This window comes from Gordonia aichiensis (assembly GCF_039946255.1).
Classification (GTDB): Bacteria; Actinomycetota; Actinomycetes; order Mycobacteriales; family Mycobacteriaceae; genus Gordonia; species Gordonia aichiensis_A.
This window is the reverse complement of record NZ_JBCDWL010000002.1, coordinates 259,659-277,653: the sequence shown is the minus strand read 5'-3', so window position 1 is coordinate 277,653 and position 17,995 is coordinate 259,659. Positions and strand designations below refer to the sequence as shown.

General features: G+C 69.1%; 11 protein-coding genes and 4 tRNA genes. 4 read left to right on the top strand and 11 right to left on the bottom strand.

The window, feature by feature from the left end; all coding sequences use genetic code 11:
• Nucleotides 1-83 precede the first annotated feature (83 nt).
• From AAFO60_RS04175 to AAFO60_RS04150, 6 genes are all read right to left on the bottom strand, one after another.
• Entirely contained in the window at nucleotides 84-2,858 is a 2,775-nt protein-coding gene (locus AAFO60_RS04175; protein ID WP_347954903.1) for a hypothetical protein, read from the bottom strand.
• A gap of 179 nt (nucleotides 2,859-3,037) precedes the next feature.
• Nucleotides 3,038-4,291, bottom strand: coding sequence for an MgtC/SapB family protein (locus tag AAFO60_RS04170; RefSeq protein ID WP_347954902.1), 1,254 nt, complete (start codon nucleotides 4,289-4,291; stop codon nucleotides 3,038-3,040).
• A 194-nt stretch (nucleotides 4,292-4,485) separates the two neighbouring features.
• Nucleotides 4,486-4,559, bottom strand: a tRNA-Phe gene (locus AAFO60_RS04165).
• 31 nt (nucleotides 4,560-4,590) lie between these two features.
• A tRNA-Asp gene (locus tag AAFO60_RS04160) sits at nucleotides 4,591-4,664 on the bottom strand.
• 119 nt (nucleotides 4,665-4,783) lie between these two features.
• A tRNA-Glu gene (locus AAFO60_RS04155) sits at nucleotides 4,784-4,856 on the bottom strand.
• 326 nt (nucleotides 4,857-5,182) lie between these two features.
• Nucleotides 5,183-5,255: transfer RNA gene (locus tag AAFO60_RS04150), tRNA-Lys, on the bottom strand.
• Nucleotides 5,256-5,430: 175 nt separating this feature from the next.
• On the opposite strand from AAFO60_RS04150, the gene AAFO60_RS04145 reads away from it, so the two are divergent.
• Nucleotides 5,431-8,478, top strand: coding sequence for an MMPL family transporter (locus AAFO60_RS04145; protein ID WP_347954901.1), 3,048 nt, complete (start codon nucleotides 5,431-5,433; stop codon nucleotides 8,476-8,478).
• A gap of 43 nt (nucleotides 8,479-8,521) precedes the next feature.
• Here AAFO60_RS04145 and AAFO60_RS04140 read toward each other — a convergent pair whose 3' ends face one another.
• Nucleotides 8,522-9,409 carry an alpha/beta fold hydrolase gene (locus AAFO60_RS04140; RefSeq protein ID WP_347954900.1) on the bottom strand — a complete coding sequence of 296 codons (888 nt, stop codon included), beginning with the start codon at nucleotides 9,407-9,409 and terminating at the stop codon, nucleotides 8,522-8,524.
• A gap of 273 nt (nucleotides 9,410-9,682) precedes the next feature.
• Here AAFO60_RS04140 and AAFO60_RS04135 point away from each other — a divergent pair, with 273 nt between their 5' ends.
• On the top strand, nucleotides 9,683-10,585 hold the full coding sequence (locus AAFO60_RS04135) for an alpha/beta fold hydrolase (protein ID WP_347954899.1): 903 nt from the start codon (nucleotides 9,683-9,685) through the stop codon (nucleotides 10,583-10,585).
• Nucleotides 10,586-10,643: 58 nt separating this feature from the next.
• Here AAFO60_RS04135 and AAFO60_RS04130 read toward each other — a convergent pair whose 3' ends face one another.
• Together AAFO60_RS04130 and AAFO60_RS04125 are read right to left on the bottom strand one after the other, a co-directional pair.
• The gene (locus tag AAFO60_RS04130) at nucleotides 10,644-11,549 is read right to left on the bottom strand and encodes a CopD family protein (protein ID WP_347954898.1); all 906 of its coding nucleotides are present in this window, start codon (nucleotides 11,547-11,549) and stop codon (nucleotides 10,644-10,646) included.
• An 11-nt stretch (nucleotides 11,550-11,560) separates the two neighbouring features.
• Nucleotides 11,561-12,112 carry a copper resistance CopC family protein gene (locus AAFO60_RS04125; RefSeq protein ID WP_347954897.1) on the bottom strand — a complete coding sequence of 184 codons (552 nt, stop codon included), beginning with the start codon at nucleotides 12,110-12,112 and terminating at the stop codon, nucleotides 11,561-11,563.
• A 117-nt stretch (nucleotides 12,113-12,229) separates the two neighbouring features.
• On the opposite strand from AAFO60_RS04125, the gene AAFO60_RS04120 reads away from it, so the two are divergent.
• Complete coding sequence (locus tag AAFO60_RS04120) at nucleotides 12,230-14,248, top strand: NAD(+) synthase (RefSeq protein WP_347954896.1); 2,019 nt, start codon at nucleotides 12,230-12,232, stop codon at nucleotides 14,246-14,248.
• A 29-nt stretch (nucleotides 14,249-14,277) separates the two neighbouring features.
• On the opposite strand, the gene AAFO60_RS04115 is transcribed toward AAFO60_RS04120, so the two are convergent.
• Both AAFO60_RS04115 and AAFO60_RS04110 read right to left on the bottom strand, forming a co-directional pair.
• Nucleotides 14,278-14,967 (bottom strand): nitroreductase family protein, encoded by a 690-nt coding sequence (locus AAFO60_RS04115; protein ID WP_347954895.1) that lies wholly within the window; start codon nucleotides 14,965-14,967, stop codon nucleotides 14,278-14,280.
• A gap of 152 nt (nucleotides 14,968-15,119) precedes the next feature.
• Entirely contained in the window at nucleotides 15,120-16,565 is a 1,446-nt protein-coding gene (locus tag AAFO60_RS04110) for a WS/DGAT/MGAT family O-acyltransferase (RefSeq protein ID WP_347954894.1), read from the bottom strand.
• A gap of 318 nt (nucleotides 16,566-16,883) precedes the next feature.
• Here AAFO60_RS04110 and AAFO60_RS04105 point away from each other — a divergent pair, with 318 nt between their 5' ends.
• A complete protein-coding gene (locus AAFO60_RS04105; RefSeq protein ID WP_347954893.1) occupies nucleotides 16,884-17,945 on the top strand; it encodes a MinD/ParA family ATP-binding protein in 1,062 nt (353 codons plus the stop codon).
• The last annotated feature ends 50 nt before the right edge of the window (nucleotides 17,946-17,995 follow it).

Here is a 17,995-nt window from a genome sequence, read left to right as displayed (position 1 = left end):
CCACCGTACTGATTCCAGCAGTAGCGACAGGTCAGTCCTCGCTGCGATGGCGGGCGGTCAATCCTCGCTGCGATCGCGGGCGGTCAGTCCTCGCTGCGATGGCGGGCGGTCCGCACCCGGTAGGTCGGATCGATCCGCGGCCGGGGCTGCGCCTCCTCCGAGTCCGCTCCGGCCAATCCGTCGTCGGGATGCTCGCCGGTGGACTTCTCCACCCACCGGTGGCGACCCGAATCCGACTGCGGCACCAGGTACTGCGCCTCACCGCCGACGACGGGCGAGTCGGCCTGATCGTGCGTCACCGTCCGGACCGTGTCGGGGAGTTCCTCGACATAGGTCTCCACCGGCTTCTCGACCACCTTGCGGACGATCACCGGCTTCTCCACGACGACGATCTGTTCGATCGGCTTCTCGACGATCTTCTCGACCTCGACGTAGACCGGCTTCTCGACGACCTTCTCGATGATGTGCTCGACCGGGATCTCGACGATCCGCTCCACCAGGAAGTCGAACCGCTTCTCGATCACGTTCTCCACCAGGACCGGAGTCTCGACATGCTTGTCGAACTCGCGGCGCACATGCTCCTCGACCACCTGCTCGATGATCTCGGGCCGCTCGACGATCTTCTCCACCACGTGTTCGACCGGCTTGTCGACCACCTTCTCGATCACGTTCGGCTGTTCCACCACGCGCTCGACGATCCGGTCGACCGGCTCCTCGATGACCTTCTCTACCACGTTCGGGCGCTCGACGACCCGCTCGACCACGCGGTCGACCGGACGTTCGGTCACCTGGTCGACGATGTTGGGCACTTCCACCACGCGTTCGACCACGCGATCGACGGGCTTGTCGACCACCTGCTCGATCACGTTGGGGACCTCGACGATCCGCTCCACCACGTGATCGACCGGCCGCTCGACGATCTTCTCGACGACGTTCGGGACTTCGACGACGCTCTCCACCACGTGATCGACGGGCTTCTCCACCACCTGCTCGATCACCTTCGGGAGTTCGTGAACCCGTTCGACCACATGCTCGACCGGCCGTTCCACCACCTGCTCGACCACGATGGGCCGCTCGAGGATCTTCTCGACGACGTGCTCGACCGGCTTGTCGACCACCTGCTCGCTCACCGTCGGCACCTCGACCACCCGCTCGACCACGTGCTCGACACGCTGCTCGACGATCTGCTCGACCAGCTCGGGCTTCTCGACGATGCGCTCGACGATGTGCTCCACCGGGTTCTCGACGATCTTCTCGACGACATCGGGCTTCTCGACGATCCGCTCCACCACGTGGTCGACCGGCTGCTCGACCAGCTTCTCGGTGACGTTCGGAACCTCGACGACCCGTTCCACCTCGCGGTCGACGACGCGCTCGATCACCTTCTCGACGACGTTCGGGGTCTCCACGATCCGCTCGACGATGTGGTCGACGGGCTTCTCGATCGGCTGATCGACGAGCTGTTCGACCACCACCTCCCGCGGCACCTCGACGACCTTGATCTCGGGCTTCTCGACGACGAGCTCGACGGTCTTCTCGACGACCTTCTCGACCGTCTTATACACGATCTTCTCGACCGGAACCTCGATGGTCTTCTCCACCGTCGTCTCGACCGCCGAGTCCTCGGTCGCGTCGACGACCTTCTCGACGATCTTCTCGACCGGCTTGTAGACGATCTTCTCGACTGGAACCTCGACCGTCTTCTCGACGATCTTCTCGACCGGAACCTCGCGAATCACCTCGACGATCTTCTCGACGGGCTTCTCCACAACCTTCTCCACGACCGACTCGACCGGGATCTCGACCACCTTGTCGACGATGGTGACGATCGGCTTCTCGACCATCCGCTCGACGCTGATCGGCTTGTCGACGACGTCGTCGACGATCTCCACGAGCAGCTTCTCGACCAGGCGGGTGACTTCGGTCGGGCGCTCCACGATCTCGTCGACGACCGTCACCAGCAACTTCTCCACCAGACGGGTGATCTCGACCGGCTTGTCGACGATCTCGTCGAGAATCGTCACGACCGGCTTCTCGACCATCCGAGAGATCGAGATGTCCTTGTCGACGATCTCATCGACGACGGTGACGATCGGCTTCTCGATGACCCGAGGCACCTCGACGGGGGTCTCGACGATCTGCTCGACGACGGTAACGACCGGCTTCTCGACCAGTTGCGGCAGTTCCACCGGCTTCTCGACGACTTCGTCGACGACGGTCACCACCGGCTTCTCGACCAGGCGACTGATCTCGACCGGCTTCTCGACGATCTCGTCGACGACGGTCACCACCGGCTTCTCCACGATCCGCGGCAGTTCCACCGGCTTGTCGAGAATGCCGTCGACGACGGTCACGACCGGCTTCTCGACGATGCGCGGCAGTTCCACCGGCTTGTCGACCGGTTCATCGACGAAGGTGATGACGGGCTGCTCCACCAGCCGGGGCACGTCGACCGGTGGGGTGACGACGTTGTCGACGATGGTGACGACGGGCTGCTCCACCCGGCGGTGCACGTTGACGGGTTTGTCGACGACCTCGTCTTCGATGGTCACGACCGGCCGCTCCACCTGGCGGGTGACGGTGACGGGTTTGTCGACGACCTCGTCGACCACTGTGACGACGGGACGTTCGACGAGTCGTGAGACGGTCGCCGGCTTGTCGATGATGGTGTCGACGGTGTTCACGACGAGCCGCTCCACCACGCGTTCGAGGGTGACCGGCTTGTCGATCACCTTCTCTATGGGGTTCTCCACCAGTCGTTCGACGGTGTACTCCCGGTCAACGACCTCGTCGACGACGTTCAGCGCCGGAACGTCCTGGTGCGGACCGTCGTGCTGCGGCGTCTCGTCGTTGGCCATCGCCCCTCCTCATAATGCGCTGATCCCATCAGAAACCCTTACACAGCCCGATGGAATTGTCCTAGCCGGACTCTCTGACTGAACTCTCAGATTACGCGGACTCACCCGGCCCGGGGCACTCCGCTGGGCCCGGTAACGCTCGGCGCGTCGCCGCCCGCGGACCCACCGGCGGCGACCCGTCAGCCGAGCCCCACGGTCAAGGTCAGCGCGACGGCGAAGACGACGGCCGGCGCCGCCATTGCGGCCAGGAACGCCGTGCCGAATCGCCTGCCGCCGGCGATGTACGCCAAGATCACCTTCACCAGCAGATTCGATCCCAACGCCGCACCGATGGCGACCAGCGCGGTCGCGACCGTCGCCGCTCCCTGCGCCGACAGGGTCGCGGCCGCGACCGCACCCGCGTGCGCGTCGGTGAGTCCGGCGGCCAGCGACGCCAGCACCAGTCCGTTCGGTCCCAGCAGATCTGCGGCCCACCGTCCCACCAGCAGCGCGAGGGTCAGCACCACGGCCAGCAGGAGGGCCGGACGCAGGGCGAAGGGCCGATCGGGCGTGTGATCGGGCGCCGATCCCCCACCGGTGCCCGGTTCGGCCTTGCGCGCGCCTCGGTAGACGAGGGCCGCGATCACGAGAAGCACCGCGGCCCCCGCCGCCACCGAGGGCCAGAGTCGGCGGAGGACGTCGGCGTCGACGATCCCGATCACGATCAGCAGCTGCACGAAGGTGGCCAGGCTGGCGACGAGCGCGCTGGCCAGCGGGGCGCGCACCCCGACGTCCGATCGACTCAGTCGGCCCATCGACGCGGTCGTCGCGCTGGCCGAGACGAAGCCGCCCGCCAAACCGGTGACGAGCAGCCCTCGCTGCGGGCCGAGCGCCCGCACCCCGATGTAGCCGACCCAGCCGATGCCGGTCAGCAGCACCACCAGCAGCCAGATCCTCGACGGATTGAGGACGCCGTACGGGCCGAGCGCCCGGTCCGGCAGCAGGGGCAGGATCACGACGGCGACGACGAAGAACTTGATCGCATCCTCGAGTTCGAGCTCGCTGACCGTCTCGCGGGCGAACCGGTGGATCCGCGACTTCGACACCAGCAGCACCGCGACCACGACTGCCAGCGCGGCCGCCTCCCCCGGCCGGGTGAAGGCGAGCGCGCCGAGCAGAAAGGAGATGAGGGCGGCGATGACCGTCGTCGTGCCCGGGTCGTCGTCGCGAGTCCGCAGGTACGCGGCCGTCATGAGTGCGGCCACGCCCAGGACGCCCGCAGCGATCACCCACGCGCCGACCGCCGCGGCAATCGCACCGCTCAGCGCCAGGAGTGCGAAGGAGCGGGAACCGGCGGGCAGCTGCGCGCGAGGGTGACTGCGCTCACGCTCGAATCCGAGGAGCAGTCCGATCGCCAACGCCACCAGGAAGGGTTCGAAGTACTGCCAGTCCACGACGGTCCTCTCTCGCCGGGGCGCCCGGTGTGCCCGTCCGGCAGCAATACTCAATCCTTGCGTGGAACGACGACGCGCGTGAATGGAATCCGCTGCGACGAGCCACCGAGGAGAACAGGGTTAAAGGCCAGCAGTGAGAAGGAGACGAAAAAAGCAGAGTCCCACCGTTTCCGGTGGGACTCTGCTTTCGAATGTGGCCAGGGCCGGGATCGAACCGGCGACCTTCCGCTTTTCAGGCGGACGCTCGTACCAACTGAGCTACCTGGCCGGATGGCACCAGTACGAAACCGTAACCAAAGCGACCCTGACGGGACTCGAACCCGCGACCTCCGCCGTGACAGGGCGGCGCGCTAACCAACTGCGCCACAGGGCCATATTCTATTGTGCGATTCGGCCGTAGCCGCTCCGCTGTGTGCGTTTCGACTCTAGCCGATCCGCTCCGAATCACCCAATCGGGCTTTCCGGGTGCTTCTCGACTGACGCCGATCTGCGTACCCCCTACGGGATTCGAACCCGCGCTACCGCCTTGAAAGGGCGGCGTCCTAGGCCGCTAGACGAAGGGGGCCGGTGTTTGTTCCTCGTTGGGAGCGAGACAAACTTTATGGCATACGTTCATGGAAACACAAATCGCCAGGTCACGCGGGTTTTTTCGGGCTTCGGCGAACATTCGACGCCTCCACACCAGTGCCACGGCCGCGCCGAGACCCCGAGACGTCGACCCCACCCCTCCCCCGCAAACAGCGCCGGCAGACCTGCACGACCACCGCACGCCCGACCGACGCCGCCGCAATCGACGCCACCACGACCGTCGCCGCCGTCTTCACACCGGGGACCGAACGACGAAACCCCCGCCCGACCCAGAAAGGGCCGGACGGGGGTTTCGATACCGCGTGCCCCCAGCAGGGCTCGAACCTGCGACCTGCGGATTAAAAGTCCGTAGCTCTACCAACTGAGCTATAGGGGCGTCACGTCGCGCGCGACGAAGGCCAAGTCTACCGAACCCCGCACACGGATCGCCGCGACACCCCGACACGCCCGCCTCCCGCCGCCGAGTGCCCATCGTCACAGTAGACCGATCATTCTCCGTTACGTACGGTTACACCTGATCTTCGGCTCGACCGCATCCCCAGGAGGACGCCATGGCCCACGGCCCCAGCCGCACTTTCACCGGTGTGGGACGCTTCGCGCACCGCCACGCCTGGTGGATCCTCGGGTTCTGGGTGGTCCTCGCCGCCGGACTCAACATCGCGATCCCGCAGATCGAGGTGACCGTGTCGAAGACCTCGGCCGACTTCCTGCCGCGCTCGCTGCCGGCCAACGGCCACCTCGAGGACATGGCCCGCGACTTCGGCGTGCCCGCCTCGAATGCCGTCAGCAGCATCGTGCTGGTCGACGAAAAGGGCTTCGGGGCCGGGGACGACGCCTACTACACGCGGCTGATCGACCGACTCCGCGCCAGCGACGACGTCGCCTACCTCATCGACTTCTACGGGAAACCGGTGACGCGGGAGGCCGCGCTCAGCCCGGACGGCAAGGCCGTGAACATCCTCGTCGCCGCCGAGGGCTCGGTCGGCTCCACCCGCGCCCATCACGCCGCGAAGGGGATCCGGGCGGCGATCGACGAAGCCGGCCCGCCCGCAGGCCTGCAGACCTACTACACCGGACCGACCGCCACCCTCGCCGACCTGTTCAGCGCCATCGACTTCTCCCTGCTCATCATCACCGGAGTCTCGATTCTGCTGATCTCGGTGATCGTGCTCGTCGTCTATCGGAAGCTGTCGACGGCTGCGATCCCGCTGATCAGCCTGGCGCTCGGGCTGGCCGTGGTGCGTCCGATCGCCTCACTGCTCGGGATGAAGGGCTGGTTGTCGATCTCCAACTTCACGATCGCCATCATGACCGCGCTGATCCTCGGCGCGGTCACCGACTACGCGATCTTCACCCTCTCCTCGTACCACGAGGAACGCCGACGCGGATCGACGGTCGGCGACGCCGTCGCCGCCGCCAGCGGGCGCACCGGGCCGGTGCTGGTGGCCTCGGCGCTGACCATCGCGGTGGCGTCCGGCTCGATGATCTTCACCGAGATCGGCATGTTCCGAACCGCCGGACCGCCGACGGCCGTCGCCGTGCTCGTGGTCCTTCTGCTCGCCCTGACCCTCCCGCCCGCACTGCTGTCGATCGCCGGACGTGCCGGCCTGGCCGAGCCCGGACCGTCGACCGAACGCCGTTGGCGCCACCGCGGTGCCGTCATCATGCGCCGCGCCGGCCTGTACGCGACCGCGTCGCTGGTCTTCCTCGTGAGCTGCGCCGCACTCTTGATCGGACACCAGACCAACTGGGACGAGTCGTCGATGTTCGTTCACGCCAACGAGTCGACCCGCGGATACGACGCCGTGTACCGGCACTACGGGGTCAACGCCGTGGCCACCGAGTACCTGATCGTGCGAGCCGACCACGACCTGCGCAACACGGCCGACCTCGCCGCCCTCGAACTGGCCGCCGACGCCGTGGCCCGCCTCGATCCGGTCACATCCGTCCGATCGATCACCCGCCCGGACGGCCGACCGATCGCCGAGTCGGCAGCCGGATACGTACCCGGGCGGGTCGGCGGCGAACTCGCCGGCGCCGCACGGCAGATGGCCGACGCCCGGCCCGACCTGATGCGGCTCGCCTCGGGCGTGGGCCAGTTGTCGGCCGGTGCCGACGAGGCCGCTCGGCGGATGCCCGAACTCGTCGACGGCACCGGCCAGGTGGTCTCGATGGCCGACGGCGTGCTCGACGCGCTCGACGCCGCGCAGAACCTCGTCGGCGTCGCCACCGACCACCGCGCCGACCTGCGCACCGCCGCAGACTCGGCCCGCGCCGGACTCGACGCGCTGGCGCCGCTCCTGAAGCAGCTGCGAGCGTCCGCGGCGACGGCTGCCCCCGCGCTCACCGAGTTCGACCGGACCTTCGGCCCGCTGCTCGCACCGCGCGCCGCCCCGTCGTGCCTCACCGACCCGCGCTGCACCGCCGCGCGCACCGCGCTCGACCGACTCGATCGCGCCACCGGCGGCCGGATTCGCGAGACGTTGACCGACCTGCGCGCCGCCGCCGCGGCCCCGGCCGACGCCATCCGCCGCGTCGACGACTCCACCGGCGCGCTGCGCACCCTGCTCGAGCAGCTGACCGGCCTGCTCGGACGACTCGACGGCCGCACCCCGGATCAGATCCGCGCCGACCTGCGGCGCCTCACCTCGGGTGTGAACGAGCTCGCAACCGGCATCGATCGGCTGGCCGACGGCCTGCACCAGGTGCAGGCGGGCACCGATCAGCTCAATGCGCTCACCGACGAACTGCACGCCGGCCTCAACCAGGCCGTCGGCTACCTCGAGCCGATGAGCCGGGCGACGTCCGACGGTCCCGGTCGCGGCTTCTACCTGCCCGACGAGGCGCTCCGCGACCGTCGGATGGTGGAGGGCGGCAAACTGCTGATCTCACCGAACGGGCACACCGCCCGCATGATGGTGACCTGGCGGATCGATCCGTACAGCGGCGAAGCCCTCGCCGCCAGCCGCACCCTGGCACCTGCCGCGACCGCGGCGCTCGCGGGTACCGGGCTTGCCGACGCCGCCGTCTCGAACACCGGACTGGCGTCGCTGTCAGCCGACATGGACGACCAGCTCCGCCGCGACCTGCTCGTCTTCGGCCTCGCCGCGATCATCGCCGTGACGATCGTGCTGATCGTCCTGCTGCGCAGCGTCGTCGCACCGCTCGTCCTGGTCGGGACCGTGCTGCTCTCGTTCGCCGCCGTGATGGGAATCAGCACTCTGGTGTGGCAGCACCTCATCGGCATTCCGCTGGACTGGTCGGTGGCGCCGGTCGCGGGGATGGCGTTGATCGCCGTCGGCGCCGACTACAGCATGCTGTTCGCGTCGCGCATCCGCGAGGAGTCCGTCGGCCGCGGGCTCGTGTCCGGGGTGATCCGCGGCTTCGGCAGCACCGGCAGCGTCATCACCACGGCGGGGCTGGTCTTCGCGACGACCATGTTCGCGCTCATGTCCGGCACCACGCTCAACCTGGTTCAGATCGGGTTCACCATCGGCGTCGGCCTACTGCTCGACATCCTGGTGGTGCGGTCGGTGCTGGTCCCGGCCACGATCTCGGTGCTCGGCGACCGCATGTGGTGGCCGGCCAAGCCGGTCTGAGCCCGGCGACGCGACCGGGGTCCCTCCCCGTCGCGTCGCCGGCTCAGGCCGAGACCGACTGCCGGTTCACCGCGGCCACGGCCGCGGTGAACTCGGGCACGAACTTCTCCGCGCCCACCACACAGCAGGCGTGTCCGCCGGCCACGTCGAACCGTTGGGCGCCGGGAATGCCGTCCACAAGCAGTTGCTGACGCTCCGGCTGCACGATCTTGTCGTGTGTGGAGACCACGACGGCGGTCGGCGCGTCGATCTCGCCGAGCCAGTCGCGTGAGTCGAATCGGGCCATCGCCTCGGCGAACACGCCCTGAAGGCCCAGCGGGGTCGATGCGACCTGCGCGAGTCCCCACTTGAGCGGGTGGCCGACGGCGTCGAGGGCTCGATCGGACGGGCTGGGCAGGATCTTGTCGACCACCGTCAGTGCCCTTCCGATCCGCTGCTCGAGCGCGAGCCTGCCCGGTTCGATGCTCGAGAAGTACGGTCCGGTGGAGCACAGCACCATGCCGGAGACTCGGTCTCGGTGCCGCTGCCACGCGAGCTGGGCGATGCCGCCGCCCATCGAGAAGCCGGCGGCGATGAAGCTGTCGATGCCGAGGGCGTCGGCCACCGCCGCCACGTCGTCGGCGCAGTCGGCCAGCGAGAACGTCGCCGAGTCGATGCCCCGCCCGTGCAGTCGATGGTCCATGGTGATGACCCGGTAGTCCTGCTCCAGAAGCGGGATCACCGGGTACCAGCACAGCAGCCCGGTGGTGCTGACCGAGTGCAGCAGGAACACCACGGGACCGTCCGGTCGCCCGGAGTCGGTGATGAAAGTGGTTCCGCGACCGGGTAGTTCGAGTCGTCGACCGGTGGGCAGCCCGGTCACGGGGTAGGGGCGCAGGGCGTGGCCGATCCCTCGGCGCACGGTAGCGAAGCTGTTGCTCAGTGCTGGCACTCCTTCAACGTACACCGGATCGAGATCGAAAGATCCTGCTCACAGGCTCCTTTAAGACAATTCCGAGATTTCATCTCGCTAGTGTCCTGCGCCGGAAATTGCTTTCGTGTTTCTGTGGATCCGGTGGGCGGCTGGCAAGGCGGAGGAGGGAGGCATAGCGGTAGCTATGTCGACCGACGACAACGCAGCCAGGCGTTCACCGGGCCGCAGAAACCGCAAGCGAATTTCCGGTGCAGGACACTAGTTGCCGCGTCATCTGACATACTCCGCGAGGTGATCCCGATTGACCGCCCCAAGCTCGAAGGTTCGATCGCCGTCGGCGACAAGCGCCGCCGCCGCATCGGCTTCTCCGAGTTCGGCTCCCCCGAGGGCCCCGCAGTGCTGTGGCTGCACGGCACGCCCGGCGCTCGCCGCCAGATCCCGCCCGAGGCCCGGGCCTACGCCGAGACCCGCGGCTTCCGGCTCATCGGTCTGGACCGCCCCGGCGTCGGCTCGTCGACGGCGCACAGGTACGAGTCGATCGCCGAGTTCACGATGGACTTCCAGACCGTCCTCAACACGCTCGGGATCGATCGGTTCTCGGTGATCGCCCTGTCCGGCGGCGGGCCCTACTCCCTGGCCGTCTCCCACTTCCTGCCCGACCGGATCGTCTCCACCGGCATCGTCGGCGGAGTGGCCCCGATCAACGGGCCCGACGCGGTACACGGCGGCGCGGTGCAACTGGCGCAGTACGCGGTGCCGCTGCTGCAGGTGGCCGGCCGGCCGATCGGATCGGTGCTGAGCACCGTCCTCGGATTCGCCCGCCCGATCGCCGACCCGGCCATCAGCATCTATGGCCGACTGTCTCCCGAAGCCGACCGCGAACTGCTCTCCCGCCCGGAGTTCCGGGCCATGTTCCTCGACGATCTCCTGCACGGCGGCAGCCGCCGGATGGAGGCGCCCTTCGCCGATCTGCAACTCTTCGTCCGCGATTGGGGTTTCCGCATCGGCGACGTGCAGGCCTACGTCCACTGGTGGCACGGCGACGCCGACAACATCATCCCGTACGCGCACGGCGAGCACATGGTGAAGCTGCTGCCCCACGCCGAACTGCACACGCTGCCCGGGCAGAGTCACATCAGCGGTCTCGGGCACAGCGTCGAGATGCTCGACGTGCTCCTGGCCGCCTGGGACTGAGCCCGCCGCGCAGACTTGTGTCGAACAAGCGGGCCCATTCGACGCAAGTCTGATCCGATCATCCGGCCCCGGTCGTCGCCAGGCCCGCGGCCAATCCGAGGATCACCGTGAGCACCAGCAGTTCGGCGCCCGCCCGGCCGATCGACTCGCGTTCACCGGCCGCGTGTCTGCGGGCACGCGGCACCCACGACCGGCGATACCACCAGGCCAGACCGACGGCCGCCACCAGCAACACCGATTTGGCGATCACGATTCGGCCGTAGCCGGTGTCCCACAGTTGAGCGCCGATCCCCATCTGCGCGACCGCCGCGACGACCCCGGAGACGGTCAGCGCCGCGACGACGACCACCGCGCGGTGCGAGAACTCCGGGAGCAGTCGCGCCCAATCGCGCTTGCCCCGGGTGGTCGCCACCAGCGCCGCGAGCGTGCCCGCCCACCACGCCGCGCACAGCGAATGAACACCGAGAACCACGGGGATCCACGCCGACTCCCCACCGTGTCCGGTCACCGACACCACCAGGACCCCGAGCGCGGCGACCACCGCGACGACGGACACCGGTGGATCGAACCGCATCGCGGCCACGCACCACAGCAGGACCGCCGTCGAGCCCAGCGCGCCGACCGCGACGGGCAGACCCATCTGCACGCCCGCCGTCAGGTCGGCGAGTCCGACCTGCAGCGGCGACACATCGGCACGCTGCGCCACCTGCAGCCAGCCGCCGATCACGCTCGACGCGCCCCACACCCCGGCGGCCGCCGCGATCAGCGGGACGGTCGGCGTTCCGCCGAGCACGGGCAGCGCGCCCAGACCCAGCAGCAGGCACAGCGCGACCATCGAGACGGCGCCGGCCCACGACGACGCCTCGGGTCGGGCCAGAACGCCGCTGAGCCACACGCCGACCAGCGCGAGCAGCAGCGCCGCGGCGCCGAGGCCCGCGCGGAGCGCAGCTGCGTCGACGGCCATGCGGCTCGGCGTCAGCTGCGGCGCTTGGCGAGCACCAGCGTCAGCGCGCCCGCGATCAACAGCACCAGGACCACACCGCCGATGATGAACGGCCACGCCTTGACGCCGTGATCGCTCGCGGGCTGCCAGTCGTCGGCCTGCTCACCGGGCGTGCCGTTGCCCGCAGCGGTGGTCTCGAAGCTGACCTGGCCCTCCACCGGATGTCCGTCCGCCGAGGTGACCCGGTAGTTGACCTTGTACTGGCCCGCCGGGCCGAGTCCGTTCAGCGCCACCGACATCTCGGTACCCTGCACGACCGGCTCACCCTGCTGCCAGAAGTGGTTGTCCGGACCGACCACCTTCAGCACCGCGTACTGCGACTTGAGCTCTTCGTTGAAGGTCAGCGTCACCTTGTCGGGCGCGGTCGCGATCTTCGCGCCCTGCTCCGGATTCGAGGCGATCAGCGCCGAGTGCGCCGCGGCCGGGCCCGCGAACAGTCCGGTCAGCAGTGCGACGACGGCCACCACGGCCGCGAACGCGGAGGAACGAGCGAGCTTCGACGAACGGGCGGACACCCTGGACATGCGCAGTACACCTGACCTTGACAGAGAATCGGCGTCGGCGTGCCTGCACGCCGATCGCAAGACGGCCGGGCCGCCTCGCCTCCATCGTGGCATGCGCCGACCCACTAGCCTGAATCTGTGTCGCCCTACTCACACGGCTTCGTCCGTCTCGCCGCCGCCGTCCCGCAGGTCGCCCTGGCCGATCCCCGGCAGAACGCCTCCCGCACCATCGAACTGATCCACCGCGCGCATCAGGACGCGGTGGCCGTCGTCGCCTTCCCGGAGCTCGGGATGTGCGGATACAGCGTCGACGACCTGGTCCAGCAGGACGCCCTGCTCGACGAGGTGGACGCCGCGCTGGCCGCGGTCGTCGCCGCGACCGCCGATCTGACTCCGGTGGTGGCCGTCGGCGCCCCGCTGCGGGTGGACGACACGCTGTTCAACTGCGCGGTCCTCATCCACGGCGGGCGCGTGCTCGGCGTCGCGCCGAAGTCATACCTGCCCAACTACCGCGAGTTCTACGAGCAGCGGTACTTCGCCGCCGCACGCGACGCCGTCCGCGACACCGTGACCGTCGCCGACCAGCACGTGCCGTTCGGCGCCGATCTGATCTTCGAATGCCAGGACCTGCCGGGCCTGCGGATTCACGCCGAGGTCTGCGAGGACGGCTGGGTCGCCGTCCCGCCCAGCACCTGGGCCTCCCTCGCGGGCGCGACGGTTCTGCTGAATCTGTCGGGCAGTCCGGTGACCGTCGGCAAGCAGGCGTACCGCCGGTCGTTGGTGACGGGGCAGTCGGCACGGTGCATCGCCGCGTGCCTGTACGTCTCGGCCGGGTTCGGCGAGTCGACCACCGATCTCGCGTGGGACGGCGACGCCCTGCTCGCCGAGAACGGCACCCTCCTGGCTCGGACCGAGGGCTTCTCGATGGATCCGCAGTTGATCGCCGCTGACGTCGACCTGGATCGACTGCGGCAGGAACGCGCGCGGATGATCAGCCTGCGCGATCAGGTCGGTGATTTCGCCGACCGGGCCCGCGCGATGCGCCGCATCCCGTTCACCCTGGGGGTGCCCGAGACCGCAGGCGCGCTGCGCCGCGAGGTCCCGCGCTTCCCGTTCGTGCCGACCGGTGCCGCCGACCGCGACGACCGCTGCCGCGAGGTCCTCGACATCCAGGTGCAGGGACTGGTGGCCCGACTGCGCGCCGCCGGCATCGACAAGATCGTCATCGGCGTCTCCGGCGGCCTCGACTCCACGCTCGCCCTGCTCGTGGCGGTGCAGGCCTTCGACGCGATGGGTCTGCCGCGCACCAACATTCACGCGTACACGATGCCGGGCTTCGCCACCGGCGGGGCGACGCTCGCTCGCAGCCACGTGCTGATGGACTCCCTCGGGGTCACCGGCAACGAACTCGACATCCGGCCGTCGTGCCGTCAGATGCTCCTCGACCTCGGGCATCCGTTCGCCGACGGCGAGCCCGTCTACGACGTCACCTTCGAGAACGTGCAGGCCGGCGAACGGACCTCCCACCTGTTCCGACTGGCCAACCATCTCGGCGGGATCGTGCTCGGCACCGGCGACCTGTCGGAGCTGGCGCTGGGCTGGTGCACCTACGGGGTGGGCGACCAGATGTCGCACTACAACGTCAACGGCAGCGTCCCGAAGACGCTGATCCAGCATCTGATCCGGTGGAAGATCGCCACCGCGCACTACGGTCCGGACACCGTCGCGACCCTGCGCGAGATCCTCGACGACGTCATCTCCCCCGAACTGGTCCCCGCCGACGCCGACGGGAACATCCAGAGCACCGAGGACCACGTCGGCCCCTACGAGCTGCACGACTTCTTCCTCTACTACCTGACCCGCTTCGGGCATCGCCCCAGCAAGATCGCCTATCTGGCGCAGCACGCGTGGGGCAGCCGCGAGCGCGGCGAGTGGTCGGATCTGATGACTGACGACGAGCGTCACGAGTACGACGACGCCACCATCGACAAGTGGCTCACGGTGTTCCTGAAACGATTCATGTCGCAGCAGTTCAAGCGCACCGCGATGCCCAACGGCCCGAAGATCGGTTCGGCCGCGCTCTCCCCGCGCGGCGACTGGCGTTCGCCGTCCGACGCCCCGTCGTCAGCGTGGCTGGCGGAGTTGCATCGGGACTGAGCGCCGCGCCGCATCGGCGGGCACCGGCCTCACTCCCCCGACTCCTCCCCGGGCACGCCGCCGAAGGGTTCGCCGTCGAAGCGTTCGAGCGTGACGAACTCCGGCACCGTCTCGCGGCGCAGCTTCGTCAGTTGTCGGACCGGGCGGCCGATGGGCAGCACGGCGGCCACGGCGTACGGCGCGGGCACCCCCAGCAGCTCCTGCATGCCCGGCTCCTGCGCGGCGGCCATCGTGGTGATGGTGCCGCCGAAGCCGGAGGCGCGGGCGGCGGTGAGGATGTTCCACACCAGCGGGTACACCGAGGCTCCGCCGACGATGCCGACTCGGTCGAGTTCGGCGTCGGTGGCGGCGACCTGCGACAGGTCGATGGTCACGACCAGCAGCACCGGGGCCTGGATCAGCGGGGCGACGAAGTCGTCGACTCCGGGAGCGGTCGCCAGGTCGGCGTCGGTGATCGACGAGTCGTGCACGGTGTTCCACGGCACCTCGCCGGCCCGACGCTGTGCCAGGTAGCGGCGGGCGGCCGGCTTGCTCAGGTCGGCGATGCGGGCTTTGGTCTGCCCGTCGCGCACGACGATCACGTGCGCGCCCTGCCGGTTGCCGCCGCTGGGCGCGAACCGCGCGGTGTCGAGGATCTGCCACAGCGCCTCGTCGGGCACCGGGTCGTCGGTGAAACGGCGCGCAGCGAAGGTCGTTCGGATCACGTCATCGAATTCCATCGGATCCTCCGCGTTCTCGGGCCGGTCCGGATCGACCGCACCGGCACTTCCGTTGTCTCGGAAACTACCCGCACCGATTCGTCGACCGTCGGTGAATCGCCGATCAGCGGTCGCCGGCGCCGTGATCGCCGTTTGCGGCGGCCCGAATGCGGCTATTCGCCGGAATCCTCGTCGTCGCGCTGCTCGGCCGCCACCGAGGCATCGACCGCCGCGAGCAGCGCATCGAGCTGAGTCTGGAAGCCGGACACCAGATCCCACAGGTCGGCGGCCAGGTCCGGGCACGACAGCAGGCCGACGTTGAGGGTGCCGTCGACGGACATCACGGTGATGTTCAGACCCAGGCCGTGGAAGATCGGCCCCATCGGGTAGACCGCGGTGACGCGGCCGCCCAACATGTACATCGTCCGGGCCGGACCCGCGACGTTCGAGATGACCGCGTTGAACACGGGCGGATGCAGGCCCGAAAGCAGGCGGTCGGTGTACACGCGCATCAGCGCGCCGAGGGCGTTGCCGGGCGCGAACTCGGCGTATGCGCGCAGCATGTTGGCGTCGATGCCCTGGTGATGGCCCTTCGCCTGATCGGCGTAGGCGCCCGCGGCGCGGATCCGCTCCACCGGGTCGGCGACGTTGGTGGCCAACCGGGTGAACATTCCGGTCACCTTGTTGGTGCCGGCCTCGATCAGGTCGTTCTCCTCGACGCCCCGCACCGACACCGGCACCAGTCCGACCAGCGGATCCTCGGGCAGTTCGCCCCGCTCCTGCAGGTAGTCGCGGAGCGCGCCCGCGGCGATCGCCAGGACCACGTCGTTCATCTTGACGCCGAAGTGGTTCTTGACCCGCTTGACGTCGTCGAGCGGCATCTGCGCGAACGCCAGGTTGCGCCGCGAGGTGAGCGGTGCGTTGAAGCGGGTGCGCGGCGCGAGGAAGGGTGCGGGCATGCCCTCGCCCGAACGCGCCCGCTTGATCCACTCGAACGGGACCGGGACGGTCTTGGGGATCAGTTTCAGCGCGGCGATCGGTCGCTGCAGGAAGAAGTTGATCGCGCCGCCGAGCGCCATGTCCGAGCGCGAGGCGTCGCCCGCGTTCTCCTTGACCCGATCCGGGTCGATGGCGGGCGGTTCGGGGGTCGTCGTCGCCAGTTCGCCGAGGATCTCGGCGACGGTCGCGCCGTCGACGCACGCGTGGTGCATGCGCAGCATCAGGACGACCTGGCCGTCGGCCATGCCCTCCATCACCCACAGGTCCCACAGCGGCTTCTTGCGGTCGAGCACCTGGCTCACCAGATGGCCGCAGACCTGCGCCAACTCGGCGAGCCCGCCCGGTGTCGGGATCGCGATGCGGTGCACGTGCCGTTCGATGTCGAAGTCGTCGTCCTCCACCCACACCGGATGGTCGACGTTGGTCAGCGAGTCGGCCAGCCGCCGACGCAGCATCGGCAGCCCGCGGACGCGCCGGCCCATCTCCAGGCGCAGCGAAGCGAACGTGTACCCGCCGGAGATGGTGGTCGGATCGATCTTGACGATCGCCGCCACGTTCATCACCTGCGACGGCGTCTCCAAGTACAGGAACGACGCGTCCAGACCGCTCAACCTCTGCATGCTCCGGACCCCTCTCCTCGGTGCGACGCGTCTCGGCACACTCGTGAACGTGCGCTACCCGACATGCAGAGTAAACAGTAGCGCCACGGCGGCGGCGACCCCGAGCCGGAGCCGAAGCCGCCGCAAACATCCCGTGACCGACGAAACGCCGTCCGGGTGCGAGCACCTCGTGATAGGTTTCGCCCGAATGCGCAGACATGTGCCGGGGGGCACACCGTTCGGCCTCGCCGACGGACGCGCACGGGGGGACTTCCATCGAGGTCGGAGCCTGCCGTGTGCGCGGCTGCGCACCGCGATGAGGTCAGGGGGAGACCGGGGATGAATCGACCACCGGAGTATCCGTCGTGGCTCGACATGGGCGAGGACCCCTCGCCTCCCGCGGCACCACGCACGGCGCCGCAGCAGGGTTCGGCCGCTCCGCACACGCCGCCTCCGTCGCCGGAGCCCGACGCACTCGCCACCGACGCAGTCGGCTCGGCCGCCCTGCGTCGACGAGCCGCGCAGGCCCCGGCCCGCGGATGGCGCCGTGCGCTGTTCCGGGCGTCCGGCGGCACGCTGAACCTCGGCGACTCCCCCGCCGACGCCCGCCGGGCCCGCCTCGTCCACGCCGTGCGCCGGCCGGTCCGCGACGACTATCGGATCGCCGTCCTCTCACTCAAGGGCGGCGTCGGGAAGACGACCACGACGATCGGCCTCGGCGCGACGCTCGCATCGACGCGGGGAGACCGTGTCATCGCCGTCGACGCGAACCCCGACCTCGGCACGCTGGCGCAGCGCGTGCCCCAGCAGACCTCGTCGACGGTCCGCGACCTGATCGCCACCGGCCCGGCGGCGCGGTACTCCGACGTCCGAGCGCACACCTCACAGGCACCGAGCCGGTTGGAAGTGCTGTCCTCCGAACGCGATCCGGCGCGAGTCGGGACCTTCGGCGCCGGCGACTACCACCGAGCGATGGAGATCCTCCGCCGCCACTACAACATCCTGCTCACCGACTGCGGCACCGGCATGAGCAATTCCGTGATGACCGGCGTCCTCGACCACGCCGATGCGTTGATCGTGGTGACCTCGCCGGCCATCGACGGGGCGCGCAGCGCCGCGGCGACCCTCGACTGGCTCTCGGCCCACGGCCACCGCGAACTCGCGGCGTCCGCGGTGGTCGTCGTCTGCGCCGCACGCAGTTCCGCATGCGTCGACGTCGACAGGCTTGCCGAGTACTTCCGCTCCCGGACCCGGGCCGTGCATCAGGTCCCCTTCGACGCCCATCTCGCCGAAGGCGCCGAGGTGGACCTCGACCGCCTGCACTCCAGGACCGCCGCGGCGTTCCTGGAGCTCGCCGCGACCGTCGCCGACGGGTTCGCCGACACCGCACGACGAGCCTGACGAGTCTGACCGACCCGCACCCCGTCCGGCATCGACACCGTTCGGTGCCG

Excerpts from the sequence above, each read along its gene's own strand:
- AAFO60_RS04115 (WP_347954895.1), bottom strand. The coding sequence starts at position 14,967 with ATGGAATTCGATGACGTGATCCGAACGACCTTCGCTGCGCGCCGTTTC.
- AAFO60_RS04145 (WP_347954901.1), top strand. The coding sequence starts at position 5,431 with ATGGCCCACGGCCCCAGCCGCACTTTCACCGGTGTGGGACGCTTCGCG.
- AAFO60_RS04105 (WP_347954893.1), top strand. The coding sequence starts at position 16,884 with ATGAATCGACCACCGGAGTATCCGTCGTGGCTCGACATGGGCGAGGAC.
- AAFO60_RS04130 (WP_347954898.1), bottom strand. The coding sequence starts at position 11,549 with ATGGCCGTCGACGCAGCTGCGCTCCGCGCGGGCCTCGGCGCCGCGGCG.
- AAFO60_RS04125 (WP_347954897.1), bottom strand. The coding sequence starts at position 12,112 with ATGTCCAGGGTGTCCGCCCGTTCGTCGAAGCTCGCTCGTTCCTCCGCG.
- AAFO60_RS04110 (WP_347954894.1), bottom strand. The coding sequence starts at position 16,565 with ATGCAGAGGTTGAGCGGTCTGGACGCGTCGTTCCTGTACTTGGAGACG.
- AAFO60_RS04175 (WP_347954903.1), bottom strand. The coding sequence starts at position 2,858 with ATGGCCAACGACGAGACGCCGCAGCACGACGGTCCGCACCAGGACGTT.